At 69.3% G+C, this 15,001-nt stretch carries 22 protein-coding genes and 1 pseudogene; 12 read left to right on the forward strand and 11 right to left on the reverse strand.

Translation table 11 applies throughout. From position 1 onward, the window contains the following. Positions 1-13 precede the first annotated feature (13 nt). The gene (locus SK571_RS19350; RefSeq protein WP_319985477.1) at positions 14-172 is read left to right on the forward strand and encodes a hypothetical protein; all 159 of its coding nucleotides are present in this window, start codon (positions 14-16) and stop codon (positions 170-172) included. A gap of 195 nt (positions 173-367) precedes the next feature. Here SK571_RS19350 and SK571_RS19355 read toward each other — a convergent pair whose 3' ends face one another. Beyond that, complete coding sequence (locus tag SK571_RS19355; protein WP_319985478.1) at positions 368-1,399, reverse strand: NAD(P)/FAD-dependent oxidoreductase; 1,032 nt, start codon at positions 1,397-1,399, stop codon at positions 368-370. A 171-nt stretch (positions 1,400-1,570) separates the two neighbouring features. Between SK571_RS19355 and SK571_RS19360 the strand changes: the two genes are divergently transcribed. The 3 genes from SK571_RS19360 to SK571_RS19370 are packed head-to-tail and all read left to right on the forward strand — an operon-like array spanning position 1,571 to position 3,168. Beyond that, positions 1,571-2,338 (forward strand): heparin lyase I family protein, encoded by a 768-nt coding sequence (locus SK571_RS19360; protein WP_319985479.1) that lies wholly within the window; start codon positions 1,571-1,573, stop codon positions 2,336-2,338. 42 nt (positions 2,339-2,380) lie between these two features. Next, positions 2,381-2,746, forward strand: a complete 366-nt coding sequence (locus tag SK571_RS19365) for a hypothetical protein (protein WP_319985480.1) — start codon at positions 2,381-2,383, stop codon at positions 2,744-2,746. Continuing rightward, positions 2,743-3,168 (forward strand): hypothetical protein, encoded by a 426-nt coding sequence (locus tag SK571_RS19370; RefSeq protein WP_319985481.1) that lies wholly within the window; start codon positions 2,743-2,745, stop codon positions 3,166-3,168. Before SK571_RS19365 ends, SK571_RS19370 begins: the two co-directional genes overlap by 4 nt. 16 nt (positions 3,169-3,184) lie before the next feature. Here the strand turns inward: SK571_RS19370 and SK571_RS19375 are convergent, their stop codons facing one another. Beyond that, complete coding sequence (locus tag SK571_RS19375; RefSeq protein ID WP_319985482.1) at positions 3,185-3,574, reverse strand: RidA family protein; 390 nt, start codon at positions 3,572-3,574, stop codon at positions 3,185-3,187. Between the two features lie 85 nt (positions 3,575-3,659). Here SK571_RS19375 and SK571_RS19380 point away from each other — a divergent pair, with 85 nt between their 5' ends. The 4 genes and pseudogenes from SK571_RS19380 to SK571_RS19395 all read left to right on the forward strand — a co-directional run bounded on the left by SK571_RS19380 (position 3,660) and on the right by SK571_RS19395 (position 6,102). Beyond that, positions 3,660-4,037, forward strand: coding sequence for a winged helix-turn-helix transcriptional regulator (locus SK571_RS19380; protein WP_319985483.1), 378 nt, complete (start codon positions 3,660-3,662; stop codon positions 4,035-4,037). A gap of 159 nt (positions 4,038-4,196) precedes the next feature. Next, positions 4,197-4,651, forward strand: a pseudogene (locus SK571_RS19385) (transposase); the annotation flags it as partial. Between the two features lies 1 nt (position 4,652). Next, on the forward strand, positions 4,653-5,399 hold the full coding sequence (locus tag SK571_RS19390) for a hypothetical protein (RefSeq protein WP_319985752.1): 747 nt from the start codon (positions 4,653-4,655) through the stop codon (positions 5,397-5,399). A 205-nt stretch (positions 5,400-5,604) separates the two neighbouring features. Then, on the forward strand, positions 5,605-6,102 hold the full coding sequence (locus SK571_RS19395; protein ID WP_319985484.1) for an NmrA family NAD(P)-binding protein: 498 nt from the start codon (positions 5,605-5,607) through the stop codon (positions 6,100-6,102). Positions 6,103-6,363: 261 nt separating this feature from the next. Here the strand turns inward: SK571_RS19395 and SK571_RS19400 are convergent, their stop codons facing one another. From SK571_RS19400 to SK571_RS19440, 9 genes are all read right to left on the reverse strand, one after another. Beyond that, positions 6,364-6,777, reverse strand: a complete 414-nt coding sequence (locus tag SK571_RS19400) for a MarR family winged helix-turn-helix transcriptional regulator (protein ID WP_319985485.1) — start codon at positions 6,775-6,777, stop codon at positions 6,364-6,366. A gap of 74 nt (positions 6,778-6,851) precedes the next feature. Then, positions 6,852-7,187 (reverse strand): VOC family protein, encoded by a 336-nt coding sequence (locus SK571_RS19405; RefSeq protein ID WP_319985486.1) that lies wholly within the window; start codon positions 7,185-7,187, stop codon positions 6,852-6,854. A gap of 66 nt (positions 7,188-7,253) precedes the next feature. Then, on the reverse strand, positions 7,254-7,490 hold the full coding sequence (locus tag SK571_RS19410) for a hypothetical protein (protein WP_319985487.1): 237 nt from the start codon (positions 7,488-7,490) through the stop codon (positions 7,254-7,256). Then, a complete protein-coding gene (locus SK571_RS19415; protein WP_319985488.1) occupies positions 7,432-8,046 on the reverse strand; it encodes a carboxymuconolactone decarboxylase family protein in 615 nt (204 codons plus the stop codon). Before SK571_RS19415 ends, SK571_RS19410 begins: the two co-directional genes overlap by 59 nt. Beyond that, on the reverse strand, positions 8,046-9,239 hold the full coding sequence (locus SK571_RS19420; RefSeq protein WP_319985489.1) for an RNA polymerase sigma factor: 1,194 nt from the start codon (positions 9,237-9,239) through the stop codon (positions 8,046-8,048). Before SK571_RS19420 ends, SK571_RS19415 begins: the two co-directional genes overlap by 1 nt. After that, positions 9,236-9,607 carry a YciI family protein gene (locus tag SK571_RS19425; protein WP_319985490.1) on the reverse strand — a complete coding sequence of 124 codons (372 nt, stop codon included), beginning with the start codon at positions 9,605-9,607 and terminating at the stop codon, positions 9,236-9,238. The genes SK571_RS19420 and SK571_RS19425 overlap by 4 nt, the downstream gene beginning before the upstream one ends. 370 nt (positions 9,608-9,977) lie before the next feature. Next, positions 9,978-10,265, reverse strand: coding sequence for a muconolactone Delta-isomerase (catC, locus tag SK571_RS19430; RefSeq protein ID WP_319985491.1), 288 nt, complete (start codon positions 10,263-10,265; stop codon positions 9,978-9,980). 2 nt (positions 10,266-10,267) lie between these two features. Continuing rightward, positions 10,268-10,447: a hypothetical protein gene (locus tag SK571_RS19435; protein WP_319985492.1), complete on the reverse strand. Its 180-nt coding sequence runs from the start codon at positions 10,445-10,447 to the stop codon at positions 10,268-10,270. Between the two features lie 63 nt (positions 10,448-10,510). Further along, complete coding sequence (locus SK571_RS19440) at positions 10,511-11,017, reverse strand: DinB family protein (protein WP_319985493.1); 507 nt, start codon at positions 11,015-11,017, stop codon at positions 10,511-10,513. Between the two features lie 98 nt (positions 11,018-11,115). Between SK571_RS19440 and SK571_RS19445 the strand changes: the two genes are divergently transcribed. From SK571_RS19445 to SK571_RS19460, 4 genes are all read left to right on the forward strand, one after another. Beyond that, positions 11,116-12,111: a hypothetical protein gene (locus tag SK571_RS19445; RefSeq protein ID WP_319985494.1), complete on the forward strand. Its 996-nt coding sequence runs from the start codon at positions 11,116-11,118 to the stop codon at positions 12,109-12,111. A 71-nt stretch (positions 12,112-12,182) separates the two neighbouring features. Next, on the forward strand, positions 12,183-13,049 hold the full coding sequence (locus tag SK571_RS19450) for an RNA polymerase sigma-70 factor (RefSeq protein WP_319985495.1): 867 nt from the start codon (positions 12,183-12,185) through the stop codon (positions 13,047-13,049). Between the two features lie 81 nt (positions 13,050-13,130). Beyond that, the gene (locus SK571_RS19455) at positions 13,131-13,877 is read left to right on the forward strand and encodes an SDR family oxidoreductase (protein WP_319985496.1); all 747 of its coding nucleotides are present in this window, start codon (positions 13,131-13,133) and stop codon (positions 13,875-13,877) included. Between the two features lie 127 nt (positions 13,878-14,004). Beyond that, positions 14,005-14,997 carry a hypothetical protein gene (locus SK571_RS19460; protein WP_319985497.1) on the forward strand — a complete coding sequence of 331 codons (993 nt, stop codon included), beginning with the start codon at positions 14,005-14,007 and terminating at the stop codon, positions 14,995-14,997. The last annotated feature ends 4 nt before the right edge of the window (positions 14,998-15,001 follow it).

Raw genomic sequence — 15,001 nt, forward strand, 5'->3', positions numbered from 1 at the left:
TCCGGCGGCACTGATGTGCATCTGGACCGGGCTCGACGGCAACGGCGGCATCGGCATCTTCCGGCTGGGCGATGGCGACCTCGGCGACTCTTCCATCGACAACCCGCGGACGAACATGTCCGGACGACGAGCCATGACCACCTCCCGCACTCGGCGAACGGGACCAGCCTGACCCGGTCAGCACCGAAGATCGGGCGCGACCACTAGGGCCTGTATCGAAGTCTGATCCGCGATAGCCGGGCCCGAGGCGGCCCCTGGCGGCACGGCCGGATGGCCCACATACAACACCGGTATGCGGGCCGTCCGGCCGCACCACCAGGAACCACCTCAAGCGCAGCTCTCATCGAACCAGACTTCGATACAGGCCCTAGTTGAACAGGATCTTCTTGGCCACGGCCTTTCCGGGCGGCGTGCGCAGCAACGCGAACGCGAACTCGGCCACGCTCGGGCTCCTGACGAGCGACAGCCCGCGCCGCAGCTGCGAGCGCAGCAGGTAGCGACGGCGCATCGCCGCGCCGTCGTAGTGCTCCAGCACGTACCTGTTGCCGCTGCGCAGGTAGTCGAACGTGACCGAGGCCGCGAGCTCGGACATCCGCATGCACGGGTCGAGCCCGCCCGCCGTGAGCGGTGAGACCGCGCCCGCCGCATCGCCGACCAGCAGCCCCTGTGGCGACACGATCCGGCGCAGCAGCCCGCCGACCGGGATCGGCCCGCCCCGGCGCTTCACCGGACCGGTGGGCTCCGGTGTCGGGAAGCTGTCGCGGAACCGTTGCAGCAGCTGGGGGAGCGGTGCGGTGAACCGGTCGGCGCGTCCCGCCAGCCCGACGTGCGCGTGCTCGCCGTCGTCGATGACCCAGGCGATGTAACCGGGTGCGAGCCGCGGGTCGACCACGCAGTGGAACGTCGGCGTCGAACCGGTGCGGACCGGGTAGACCTCCTCGATGCCCGTGATCAGCTGCCGGTTGACGTCGAGGCCGAGGGCCTTCGCGACGGTGGACCGGGCACCGTCCGCGCCGATCGTGAAGCGGGCCTTCGTGGACTTCGCCGGATAGCTGGCGTTCAGGCTGACGCGCGCGCCCGCCCGTTCGGCTTCCTCGACCGCGGTGGCGTAGATGCCTTCCATGTCACCGACGCGGAACTCGTCGCGCGGGCTCAGAAGTTCCACCGGATTTTCGCCGGACGGGGGGTAGAGCAGCACGCGCCGGACCGCCGGGCCCAGGTGCGGGAGCTCGTAGTCGTCGAGGGTGCGCCGGACGAAGATCCCGGTCGTGCGGATGCCGGTCTCCAGACTGGTCCTGCGTTCACAAACGGCCACGTCGAGGCCTGCTTCGGCGAGCAGGCGCGCGGTGTTGAGGCCGGCCAGCCCGGCGCCGACGACGAGCACGTCCACGGTGTCCATGGCGCCGACGCTAGAGCCGATCACCGGGCCACTTCCCGTTTCCCGGCAACACCTTCACCGGACCTGCACCGTTTCTCCACAAATGCGAGCCCTTGACACGCCGGAGGCCTGTCGCTGATCGTGTGCCTACCGCTGCCTCGAATCGCCGCCCTGGTTCGAGGAGGAACACCGATGGAGTTGTTCAACCGCCGCACCGCGATGCTCGCCATCGCGGCCACGCCACTGGCCGTGGGTGTGGCGTCTGCTGATGTGGGTGCGATGGCGTTCGTGCAGAAGTGGGCCCCGAACCCCGGTTCGGCAGGCCTTGGCGCGTTCGCCGGCATCGAGGACGACCGCTCGAACTCGCACCCCTCGGCCACGCACATCTTCGCCGAGAGCAACCAGTACCGGTTCGTGATGCACAAGTCCGATCGGGACGGTTCCGACCGGCAGCGCAACGAGGTGCGCGGGATCCGGACCGGCAGCACCCGGCACGACATGAAGAAGGGCGAGACCTGGCGCTACACCTACCAGATGTACCTCCCCACGTCGCTGAAGGGCACCACCAGCTTCTCGCACATCTTCCAGGTCAAGCACACCGGCGTGGACTCGCCCGTGGTCACCATGTCGTTGTTCCGCTCGGGGTCGCTGGAGACCGTCGAGATGCGACTGTTCGGCGCGGGCCAGGCGAAACTCGGCAGCACGCCGCTGGCGCCGTTGCGCAACAGGTGGATCGACGTCGAGATCGAGATCAAGGTCGCCGACTCCGGCAGCCTGCGCTTCTCGCTGAAGGACGGCGGCACGACCGTGGTCAACGCCTCGCGCTCCGGCTTCGACACGTGGCTGGGCGGTGACCAGGCGCATCCGAAGTGGGGCATCTACCGGAGCGTCAACGACTCCGCGCAACTGCAGGACACCTATCTGTTGCTGCGCAACATGAAGGCGTATCGAAACGAATAGAGGGTGTTCCCAGGACGCCGTCCAGAGGTGAGAATTACTCGCGTGGGGGACCTACACGGACGAACCGTCGAGAGCAGGGCCGGTGTGGCCGCCTTCCTGGCGGGCGTGTGGCTGATCGCCGCACCACCGGTCCTGCACTTCGGCGCGTCGCTGCACGCTTTCCGGCCGTACTGGGTGTCCATGGGCCTCGCCGTCGTGATCATGCTGCTTGGCATGGTGCGCGCGATGGCACCGCTGGACGTGCCGCTCATCCGGCCGGTGACGATCGCACTCGCGGTGTGCCTCATCGTCGTCGCGTTGATGCGAGCGGACGGTGGCGCTGAGGCCGTTTGGCTCAACCAGCTCGTGGTGGGCGGTCTTGTCGCGCTGTCGGCCGCGCTGGCGTTGTTGATCAGCCTGCGCAGATGAGGAGGGGGTCGGACCTCTGCCTGATCTGCTCGGGCCGGCAGGACTTCGTGGTGAACGTCCACGAAGCCGGGCCCTTCGAGCGCTCGCACGACTACACGCGCGTGCTGTACTGCCGCGCCTGCTCGGTCGGCGAGCTGAGGTCGTTCAGCTACGACGGCTTCGTGGTGTTCGGCGAAGAGGACGAGGTCATGGTCTGGTCCTCGGTCCTCTCCGCCGCCGACATCGACCGGTTGCGCTCGGCCTTCACCTGCCCGACCCCGCTCGCGGGCGGCTGCGAATGCCCCCAGCACGTCCGGGCCTACGAGAGCAGCGTGCGCGTGAACAAGACGCGACTGCCCGAGTACGGGCCCGACCGGCACAGTCCGGCCGGGCGCACCACCGTCACCGTCGAGGTGGCCGACGGGCTCGCCGAGTTCTGCTGACCCGGCCGCTGGTCACTCAGTCGATCACGGCCGTGGCCTCGATCTCGACCAGGTGCTCCGGCACGTCCAGTGCGGCCACGCCGATCAACGTGGCGGGCGGCTTGGCGGTCTCGCCGACCTGCTTCATGGCGTTCTCGATGCCCTCGAGGAGCGCCGGCATCTTGTCGGGCGTCCAGTCCACGACGTACATCCGCACCCTGGCCAGGTCCTTGAACGACGCCCCGGCGGCCTTCAGCGCGGTGTGCACGTTCACGTAGGCCTGCTCGGTCTGGGTGGCGAGGTCGGGCGCGGCGTCCCAGGCGACCTGTCCGGCCAGGTAGATCGTCTTCGAGCCGCTCGCGACAGCCACGTGGTGGTAGACGTCGAGCTGCGGCAGCTCGTCGGAGTTGATGAGCGTGACGGCCATTTCGGTTCTCCTGTTGGCTCTCTTGCGGTTACTCACTCACCGTAGGAGAGTGAGAGTCGACCTGGAAGAACGCACTTTTTCGAGAGTGAGGCACCTCGAGGTGAGCAAGCAGCTCAGCGGTGATCTGGCCCGCGCGGACTCGCTGGCGCGCGAGATCTTCTCCGACATCGCCAACAAGTGGGCGCTGCTGATCGTCGAGACCATCGGCGACGGCACGAAGCGCTTCACCGAGCTGAAGACCGAGGTCGACGGCATCAGCCACAAGATGCTGACCCAGAACCTGCGGCTGCTCGAACGCAACGGCCTCGTGTCGCGCGTCGTGCACCCGACCGTGCCGCCGCGCGTCGACTACACGCTCACCGAGCCGGGGCAGGGGCTGCGGGCGACGGTGGACGCGATGTGCGCGTGGACGACGCGGTATCTGAGTGAGATCGAGGAGGCCCGTCAGCGCTTCGACGCCTAACCCGGGGCTTTCACGGGAGTGGAGGTTCGGCGGCATGCCGTGAAGGGAGAAGGGTGCTCTGAGCTGCGATGATACGGCTTGTCGAAGGCGGTATCAGTCGCGGGTTCAGGAGCACCATTCAGGTGGGCAAGTGCGGTTCGCCCTGTCGGCGGCTGGCGGCTGGCGGTACGCGGGTCGGGTTCGGGTGTCGTGTCGCAGGCCGGGGGTGCTGCTGCGCACCGTGGAGACGCTGGGGTTGACCTGGGGGTTGTCGCGGGCGTTGGCCCGGTGGCGAAAACCGGCCGCGGTGCACGACCCCGCAAGATCGTGGTCGACCCGGCTGTCGCGGTCGCGCTGGGCGGGGATTGTCTGGCCGGTATTGGGGCGCTGCGCGCCGAACCGCGGATACTCGGCCTGGTGGCGTCCGACCCGGCGGTGTCACGGATGATCACCACGCTGGCCTGGGATGCGCCGAAAGCGTTGGCGGCCATCGATTCTGCCCAGGTGGCAGCGCGGGCAGTGGCGTGGACGCGTGCCGGCCGGCACGCCCGGATCACCGCATCGATGTGGGGCATCCGCTGACCACCGATCTGGACGCGACCCTGGTGACCGCGCATTCGGACAAGGAACACGCGCTTGCCGGATCTCGAGTTGCGGCACCGACGCCGCGTCCTCCGGGCCAGGCTTGGTGTTGTCGTCGGCGGCGAAAGCATGACTGCCCCTGATGCCGCGACAACGGCGATCTGCTGGTGGCAGGCGCGCTCCGGGGCACAGGTCGCGAAACCCTCACTGCTGGAGCCGTCTTCGCCTACGCTGCCGTTCATGCCCGGACAGACATGGTCCCCCGATCCTGAGACGCCCGTCATCGAATACCGGCCCGGCCGTTGGGCGTTCATCGGCGGGCTGGCCATGGTCGTCATCTTCGGGTTGGCCGCCGTCTTCCCAGACGTCGGGCATCCTTCAGCTTCGTCGAGAGCGAAGAATCTTCCTCCGGCCGCCGCGTCGTTCCTCTTCGGCTCGCTCGCGCTGAGCGGCCTGCTGATCATGATTGGCTCCGTCCCCCGCATGCATCGCTTCGCCGTCGATCAACGTGGCCTGTGCTGGCAAGCCGGTCGCAGATCCGATCTGATCGCGTGGGAGGAGTTGCGTGCCGTCCGCGGACGGGAACCGCGCCCGCCGGTCAAGGGCGACCCGAACTCGAGGCCCGTGGTGCCGGCCCTGGTGTTCACCCCTGTGGACGGCCTTTTCTCGACTCGCCACAGCGCGCTGGTGAAACCCTCGCCGGACGCCAATCCGGAAGTGGAACTGAGACTGCCGAACATCGCCACGGTCCGGCAGCTGACCCAGGAGATAGCCAGAGTCCGGCCGGACCTGCTCCACTGACGCCCTTGGCAGGTCCAGCCCGCTGCTGTCACGAGGGAATGGCGTGATGGCGGGCAGATCATGGAGAAAGGTGCTCTGAGCTTCAAGGACATGGCTTGTTCAGGGCCTTGTCCGTGCGAGTTCGGGAGCACCTTTCTGGTGAGCAAGCCCACCGGCTTCCATCCGTCGTCGACCGTGGACACCGAAGGGTGGCGAGGCGGACGCGTTGTTCGAGCAGGCGGGGCTGCCGACGACGTGCGTGCGGATGTCGTTCTACTGGAACAACCTGCTGAGCGGTTCCGCGCCGCATCGCCGTGCGGACGGCACTCTGGCGCTCTCGTTGCCGATGGGGGACAGCAAGCTCTCCGGAATCGCCGCCGAGGACATCGGCAAGGCGATCGTGAGCGTGCTCAAGCACCCGGAGAAGACGATCGGTGAGACGATCGGGCTCGGCGTCGAGCACCTCTCCGGTCAGGAGATCACCAAGGCGTTCAGTGCAGTGCTCGGCGAGGACGTCACGTACGAGCCGATGTCCCACAACGACTTCCGCGCGCTCGGCTTCCCGGCGGCGGAGGACCTCGGCAACATGTTCCAGTACTACACGGAGTTCGACACGCACGTCCTGCCGCGCCGCGACACCGGGCAGACGCGCGAGCTCGTGCCGGGATGGCTGACGCTCAAGGAGTTCCTGAGCGCACACCGCGAGGACATCGTGATCGGCTAGTAGAGCGTCGCGGCTATCTCTTGGGATAGCGATGGCGGCAGGTTGCTGATTTTCGATCATGAAGATCGCGCTCTCATGGCTGTCACCTGCGCGGTTGGCGGTAGTTGGGGTGATCAGCAAACGTTTGCGCCGGCAGTTTTCTGCCGCCAACTCGGCGGCGACGTGCGTGAGCGCGCGACCATCCGGGCTTCGGTAACGACCGACCAGGCCGCCCAGCCCCGTGCGCGACTCAACGCAGCACAGCTAAGCCGCGACGCTCTACTAGTAGCCGCGCGTGATCTCCTCGAACGCGCTCTTGAACTCGGCGAACCGCTCCTGGCCGACGAGTTCGGCGAGCCTGGCCTCGATGTCGGAGATGATCCTCCTGGCCTGGGCCATCTGGTCGCGGCCTGCTTCGGTGGGCACGACCAGCTTCGCCCTGCGGTCCGCGGGATCGGGCCGGCGGGTGACGTAGCCGAGGCGTTCGAGCTCGTCGATCAGCGTGCCGATGACCTGCTTGTGCTGGCCCGAGCGTTCGGACAGCTCGCTCGCGCGCGTGCCGGAGGTGGCGATGTAGGCCATGACGGCGCCGTGCCGCGGGCGCAGGTGCTCGTGGCCCGCCTCGGCGAGGCGGGTGAAGAGCTCCTTCTGGAACCTGGAGAGCAGGTGCGCGGACAGGACGCCGACGTCTGGCATGGGAACGATGTTAACCCGGCGGCGGCCGAGTCCGAAGAGGACGGACGGACTCGGCCGCCGCCGGTCTGGCCGGGTCAGGCCTGGGGCTCGTACAGGCTGAACGGCGTGCCCTGGTCGTCCGAGCAGTGGGCGATGCGGCCGACGTCCGGCACGGTCTGCACGTCGTCGCTCTTGCCGCCGAGTTCGGCGACCTTGCGCACGGACGCGTCGATGTCCGTGGTGTGGAAGTAGATCCGCGGCTGGGTGAGCTGGGCGTCCCGGACCGCGATCGCGCCGGCCGCGCCGTTCGTGACCACGTGGTAGTCCTCGCCCATCAGGCTGGTTTCCCAGCCGAACACACCCGCGTAGAACGCCCGTGCCCGCGCGGTGTCCTCGGCGGGCAGTTCGAACCAGTTGACCTGTCCGGACATCTCGATCGCTCCTTCGGTTGCCGTGACTGACGAGCGAAGGACGAGCGAGCGTGCCGGAACTCGACATCAGTCGCCGAGATTTCTTCTGCCCTCGTCGTGGTGGTCGAGAGCGGCGCCGACGGACGCTGCGACGGTGACCTCGAAGATCTCGTCCTCGGTGTGGTCCTGCCGCAGGCGCGCGAGGTCGTCGTCGGTGAGGCGGTAGGAGGCGGTGCGAACCGTCGCGGCGTAAGCATCCCACGCGTCACCGGCCGCTGCTGCCTGCCGGAGCGCCGGTGTCGTGCGGGCCGGAGCCTCCAGCACTGCCCGCCGGAGTTCGGTGGGGGAGCCCGGTGCCGGGCCCGGTGAACAAGCGCGGGAACCGGTAGCCGAACCTGTGCGGCGAACGGGTGCCCGACTCCAGCTGGCCGGGCAGCAGCGCGAAGCCGAACGCGTTCGCGAGCCGGTTCACCACCTGCCAGACCAGGCTGACCTCCAACGCGTCGGCCAGCGCGTCGCGCGGTACGCCGTCCGGAGGCGTCAGGGTCTCCAGGAACTCCAGCGCGGCAACGAGTTCCGGACGCAACGGCGTGGGATCACCGGCGATCTTGACCAGTTCTGCGTGCGTGACGGCGCAGTACGGGCAGCGCAGTCTTTCGGCCGTGCGTTGCGCCATGTACTCCCGTTCGCCCGCGGTCCAGAACGACGGCCCGCGCATCGCCGCGGCACTCAGGTCGAGGAACACCGCGCCGAAGAAGTCCGGTCGGTACAACAGGGTCTTCTGCACGTCGGACATCGGGACGCGCGACACCAGCCCGGTCAGCCCGAAGAACATCCGGGCCGGCAGCCGGTGGCCGTGGTCGAGCACGCTGAGCCTCATCAGGAGACCTCCAGGGAACGCAGGCGTTCGGCGAGGAACCGGCGATCGGCCGGGTTCGCCGCCAGTTCGTGAGCCAGCCGGTACGCCGCAACGGCTTCGGACCGCCGGCCGAGGCGGCGCAGCAGGTCGGCGCGGGTGGAGTGCAGCAGGTGGTAGGAGTCGAGGCCGGTGATGCGGTCGATCAGCTCGAGCCCCGCCAGCGGCCCGTCGGTCATCGCGACGGCGACGGCGTGGTTGAGCTCGATCACCGGAGTCGGTGCCACCGCGAGGAGTTCGGCGTACAGGGCGGCCACGCGTGCCCAGTCCACCGGGTCCTGCACGTGCAGTGCGGCGATCACGGCGTGCAGCACGTACGGACCGGGCGAGCCGAAGCGCAGCGCCCGGTCTAGTAGTGCCATGCCCTCCGAGATCTCGTCGGCGTTCCAGAGCGTCCGGTCCTGGTCCTCGAACAGCACGAGTTCGCCGTCGGCGGTGAGCCGCGCGGCGCTGCGCGAGTCGTGCAGCAGCATCAACGCCACCAGGCCGTGCGCCTCCGGTTCGTCGGGCATCAGCGCGGCCACGAGCTTGCCCAGGCGCAACGCCTCCTGCCGCAGCGAGGCGTCGGCCGTCGTGTAGCCGCGCGTGAAGATCAGGTAGAGCACTCCGAGCACGCCCTGCAGCCGTTCGGGCAGCAGGTGGTCGGCGGGCACCTCGAAGGTGATCCCGGCGTCGCGGATCTTGCGCTTGGCCCTGACCAGCCGCTGGGCCAGCGCGGGTTCGGCGACGAGGAACGTCCGCGCGATCTGTGCCGCCGTGAACCCCGCCACCGCCTGGAGTGTGAGCGCCAGCCGCGCGTCCTCGGCGAGTGCCGGGTGGCAGCAGGTGAAGATCAGGCTCAGGCGTTCGTCGCCGAGGTCGACGAGCTGCTTCTCCGTCATCGTGATCGGCGCGGGTGGCGTGGGCAGCTTCGTGCGGGCCATCTGGGCGTGCCGCAGCCGGTCCAGCGCGTGGTTGCGGGCGACGGTGAGCAGCCAGGCGAACGGGTCGTCCGGTACCTGGGAACGCGGCCACTTCCGCAACGCCTGCGAGCACGCCTCCTGCAGCGCGTCCTCGGCCAGCTCGAAGTCGCCCAGCGCCCGCACCAGCGCCGCGAGCATCCGGGTCCGGTGCTCGCGGTAGACCCGCTCGACCGCCGCCGACGCGAGATCGCTCATGCCACCCCGTGGTTCAGGCCGGGGATGTGGTCGACGGGACGCACCTCGATCGTCGCACCGAAGTGCGCCTGCGGGATCATCCCGGCCAGTTCCAGCGCCTCGTCGAGGTCGCGGCAGTCGAGCAGGTAGTACCCGCCGAGGTGCTCGTGGGTCTCGGCGAACGGCCCGTCGGTGAGCAGCGCCTTGCCGTCGCGCACCCGCACCGTGGTCGCGGTGGTGACGGGTTTCAGCGGGTCACCGGCCACGTACGCGCCCCGCCGCCGGCACTCGTCGGCGAACGCGTTGACCCGCGTGAGGATCTCCTCGAACCGCGGGTCACCGGGGCGCGGGCGGTCCTCGCAGTTGTAGATCAAGAACATGTAGTGCATGCGTGTCCTCCAGTCGTCGATCCGAGGACGAACGAGACCTCTGGAAGTCGACATTCGAGCACGCGGTGTTTCTCATGGCGAGGCGAGGCACGCATTGACGCCCGAGCGGGAAGATCACCGCCCCGCTGCGCCAGCGGGCGTCAACGACCCGCTGATCGCGGAGATGAGCTCGTAACCCCCGTCGACCCCTGCCCGATCGGAGAAGTGTCCAGCACCGACAGCCGCGGCCCCATGTCCCCGCACACCAGGGCACCAACAGCGTTCGTCGGCCTGTCTCGAGTAGACGTTGCCGTCGCCCCGCACGTGGGTGTGAGCCCAGTTCCTGCCGCAGCCCGCTTGGGCGGTGGTGAACCGCCGTCCCGGACAGCCGTCATGGTTGGGCCGCGAGGTCCGAGGGGTGCGTCGCGAGCGGTGTCACCTGCACCCGCATGTACTCCCACAGCGGTAACGACGACAGGAAGGCGTGCAGCTCGTCGTTGGAGGGCACGTCGAAGATGCTGATGTCGCTGTACTGGCCGACGACGCGCCACAGGTGTGGCCAGACGCCCAGTTTCTGCAGCTCCAGCGCACGTTCCTTCTCGGCGCGGACCAGTTCGGCGCGGTCGTTGGGGTCCATGTCGTGGGGCAGGGAAACGTCCATCCGCACGTGGAAGAGCATGGTCACCTCCTGGTGAGGGCCGTGACGGCCGCGGGGTCCAGCTCGATGCCGGGTCCCAGGCCGACCGGCAGGTGCAGGTTGCCGCCGTGGCAGTGAATACCCGCCGCGGCCGCGATCGAAGCGATGGCAGCCGGCCACGCGTCGCAACCGGCGCGGACCTCTGCGTGGCCGGCAACGTCCACTCTGGACTATGAGCCGGCCGATCTGCCGGCCCTGCAACGCGCACTGCGCGCCCCGGCGCAGCCTCACGCCCCGGTGACGCCGTCGATGCCCTCGCGCAGGAAGTCCGCGTGGCCGTTGTGCCGCGCGTACTCGTGGCAGAGGTGGTTCATCACCAGCCGCAGCGACACGTGCTCACCCCAGCGCGGCTGATAGCCCGTGACGTCCAGCGACTCGGCCTCGCGCTCGATCCGGCGGGCGTGCTCGACCTCCGCCTGCCACGCCTCGAACGCCTCGGACCTCGTGGAGTTCGAGGCGTCGTAGGCCACCTGGTAGTCGTTGGCCTCGGACCACACCAGCGGGACGTCCTCGCCGTTGATGACCTTGCGGAACCAGGTGCGCTCCACCTCGGCCATGTGCCGGACGAGGCCGAGCAGCGTGAGCGTGGACGGGGGCATCGAACGGCGGCGCAGGTCGTCGTCGGACAGGCCGTCGCACTTCATCGCGAGGGTGGCGCGGTGGAAGTCGAGGAACGCGCGCAGGGTCTCGCGTTCGCCGGCGCGCATCGGAGGGCTGGGGCGCTCGGTGGTCACGTGATCAGTCTGCCCTGGTCCGTTCGGGTGATGCGGGGCAACCGGTGGCGGCGGTCCGGCGTGACCGTGACGTCTTCAGCTGATTCGGGGGAATCACCATGCGCAGACGTACGTTCATCGCGGCGGTCGGCTTGGCGGGCGCGGTTCTGGCGGCACCGGGGGTGGCGGCGGCGGATCCGGCGCCGTGCGACTGGGTCGTGTCCAAGGTGGCGGTACCTGACGGGTACGACCCGGACTTCACCGACGTGAAGGGCACCGACAGCCGCGGCAACTACGCGGGCACGTCGTTGCGGCCGGGGCAGAACACCAACGACCTGATCGTCTGGACCGGCGGACGGCCGCGGGTCGTGCACGAGTTGCAGCACCTGCAGTGGTTGTCGATGGCCGGTCAGAACTGGTCGGGCACCGTGCTGGTCGACGGCAGGGTCGTCGCCGAGGGACGCTGGGCGGTCGTGCGGTACTCGGCCTCGGGCACGATCACCGAGTTCACCGCCCCGGACGGGTACCGGGTCACCCGCGCGATCTCCCTCAACGAACGCGGCGACGTGCTCGGCGAGGGCGAACGGGTCTCGGACGGCCGGACGGTCGGGATCCTGTGGTCCACGATCGCGGTCGCGCCGCGGATCATCGACCTCGCCGCCGGCACGCCGCGGGACCTGGACGACGACGGCACGGTGCTGCTGAGCGGCCGCGAGGGCAAGCCGGGAGCCCTGTGGCGCGACGGCGCGGTGACGCTGCTGGCGGACGAGGGCAAGTACGCGTTCGCCGAGGCGATCCGGGGCGGCAAGGTGGTCGGCTACCAGGTCGAGGGCGCCTGGCCGGACTCGCAGGCGCTGCTGTGGGACCGCGACGGGAAGGTTCGCCACATCGACGACGGCGGCACGGCGTTCGCCGTCAACGCCGGCGGGCTGATCACCGGGGAACGGTCCACAATGGTCGGACACGAGTCGGTCTGGCGGGACACGGCCTTCCTGGGCGAACTGCCTTACCCCGACGGGGTCACGACCGTCTCCGAGCTGTTCGTGGTGGGGGACGACGACTCCCTGTTCAGCTCGGCGAGCGACTACGGGCCGCTGCGCTGGACGTGCGCCTAGTCCCGTGTGAGGCGCCACATCACCACCCCCTCCGATCGGCGCTACCGTTGCCGTGAGGAGAGGGGTGGCTGATGACGCGGCAGCTCGACGAGGCCGAGTCGGTGTTCGCGGCGGCCCGGCCGAGGCTGTTCGGCATCGCGTACCGCATGACCGGCAGCGTGGCCGACGCCGAGGACCTGGTGCAGGAGGTGTGGGTGCGCTGGCAGCTCGCGGACCGCGCCGCCGTGCTCAACCCCGAGGCCTACCTGGCCACCGCGATCACCCGGCTCGCGATCAACGAGTCGCAGACCGCGCGGGCCCGCCGCGAGACCTACGTCGGGCCGTGGCTGCCCGAACCCGTCGACACCTCCGCGGACCCGCAGGTCGGGGCCGAGCAGGGTGCGGTGCTCGAACTCGCGGTGCTGATGCTGCTGGAGAAGCTGACCCCGACCGAACGCGCCGCGTACGTGCTGCGCGAGGCGTTCGGCTACCCGTACCGGGAGATCGCCGACATCGTGCAGACCAGCGAGGTCGCGACGCGGCAGCTGGTCAGCCGGGCGCGCAAGCACCTCGCGGACGAACGGCGGGTGCCGGTCGAGCGCGCGGACCAGCGCAGGCTGCTGGAGGCGTTCGTGGCGGCGGCGCGGGCCGGTGACCTGGCGGCGCTCGAGAAGCTGTTCGCGCAGGACGTCGTGAGCTGGTCCGACAGCAACGGCGCGATCCGGGCGGCCGGTCGCCCGCTGGTCGGCGCGGCCTCCCTGGCGAAGATCATCTCGGGCTGGGCGCCTTCGTTCTGGGCCGGTGCGGAAGCGTCGTTCGTCGAGGCGAACGGGCTTGCCGCCGTGCGGCTGCGCAAGGACGACGGCACCTACGCGGTGATCACCGTGACGGCGTCCGCGGAAGGCATCGACCAGGTGTTGTGGCTGGTCAACCCGGAGAAGCTGGCCGCGTTCCAGTAGGGCTGTCACAACTTCGGGGCCTGTCCTGTCTTAGCTCGTGAACACCCCGCACGGGGCGGGGATCACGAGAGGGACGGACCCATGAGGATCGTTGTCATCGGCGGCACCGGGTTGATCGGCAGCCAGGTCGTGAAGCGGCTCGGTGAGCACGGCCACGACGCCGTGCCCGCGTCCCCGAACAGCGGCGTGAACACGCTGACCGGAGAGGGTGTCGAGGAGGTGCTGAAGGGCGCCGACGTGCTGGTCGACGTGTCGAACTCGCCGTCGTTCGCCGACGACGACGTCATGAACTTCTTCACCACCGCCACGACGAACCTGACCAAGGCCGCCGCCGGGGCGGGCGTCGGCCACTACGTCGCGCTGTCGATCGTCGGCGCGGACGAGCTGCCCGAGTCCGGCTACCTGCGCGCGAAGGTGGCGCAGGAGAAGCTCATCAGGGAGTCGGGCCTCACGTGCTCGATCATCCGCGCCACCCAGTTCTTCGAGTTCGCGGGTGCCATCGCGAACTCCGCCGAGGTGGACGGCGTCGTGCACCTCCCGCACGGTGGTGTCCAGCCGGTAGCCGCGTCCGACGTCGCCGCGGTGGTCGCGCGGACCGCCGCGACCGAGCCGGTCGGCGGCGTGCTGGAGATCGGCGGGCCGGAGGAGTTCACAATGGACGGTTGGATCCGCACGGTGCTGGCGCAGCGCGAGGACCCGCGCGAGGTCGTCGGAGACCCGCAGGCCAAGTACTTCGGCACGCTCCTGACCGGCAAGCAGCTCGTGCCGAACGCGGGCGCGCGGCTGCAGCAGACCAGCCTGCGGGAGTGGCTGACCGCGGGCAACTGATCGGTTCCGGTGCGATGAACGGGGCGCGGTCCGCACCCTGTTCATCTGCGGACGTCCTCGTTGGTCGAGGTGCACTCCCTTCGCTAGGTTGCTGCGCGCTGGGCTCACCAACTCCTGGGGGAACAAGATGAGTCGAAGAGCTGGTTTCGCTCTTTCCACCGCACTTCTGGCCGCCGCAGTCGTCACGACACCGGCGCACGCGGCCACGACGATCACCGATCTGGGCGTGTTGCCGTCAGGCGGGACGCACGTGGCCACGTCGGTCAACGACGCCGGCGTCGCGGTCGGACATGCTCACAGCAACGGCCTTCCGAGCCGCGGCGTGCGCTACGACGGCAACGGCACCGCGACCGAACTCGTCGGGCCGGCCGGCAAGAGCACGACCGTGGAGGCGATCAACAGCAGCGGAAGCGCCGTGGGCACCGCCACCGGCGGTGTCCGAGTCGACACGAATGCCCTCCGGTTCAACCCGGACGGGACGTACGCCGTGCTGCCCGTGCCGTCCGGCTACACCGGCGCGATCGGTCAGGCGATCAGCGACTCCGGCACGGTCTACGGTGTCGCCACCGACGTCACCCGCCGCCAGGTCCCGGTGAGCTGGAGCCTGAACGGCGTTGTCACGACACTGGCGCTACCGGCCGGTGCCTCCACGGCCGAGCTGACGAGCGCTTCCGCGAACGGGTACGTGGTCGGAAACGTCTCCGGCCCGGACATCGGGTCCGCGGCGGTGCGCTGGAGCCCGGACGGCAGCGTCACCGTGCTCGACGCGCTGGCGGTCGACTTCACGACCTCTGCCGCGGCGGTGAACCAGCTCGGCGAGGTGGTCGGCGCCGCGGTGGACGCCGACTTCAAGTCGTGGGGCGTGCGGTGGAACGCCGACGGCTCGCTGAACAAGTACGAGCAGGGGTTCGGCCCGAAGAGCATCAACGACAACGGCGCGGTGGTCGGCTCCACCCTGGTCGGAAGCAACCAGGTGCCGGTCCTCTTCGAGAGGAACGGCGAGCGGATCGACCTCGGGTTCCCCGCCGGCGTCACCAGCGCGGGCGTGTGGGACATCAACAACAACGGTGTGGTCGTGGGATCCGCCGGCGGTCGCGCGGTGAAGTGGACCGTCGGCTGACCTT

This window comes from Lentzea kristufekii, from assembly GCF_033949925.1.
Lineage (GTDB): Bacteria > Actinomycetota > Actinomycetes > Mycobacteriales > Pseudonocardiaceae > Lentzea > Lentzea kristufekii.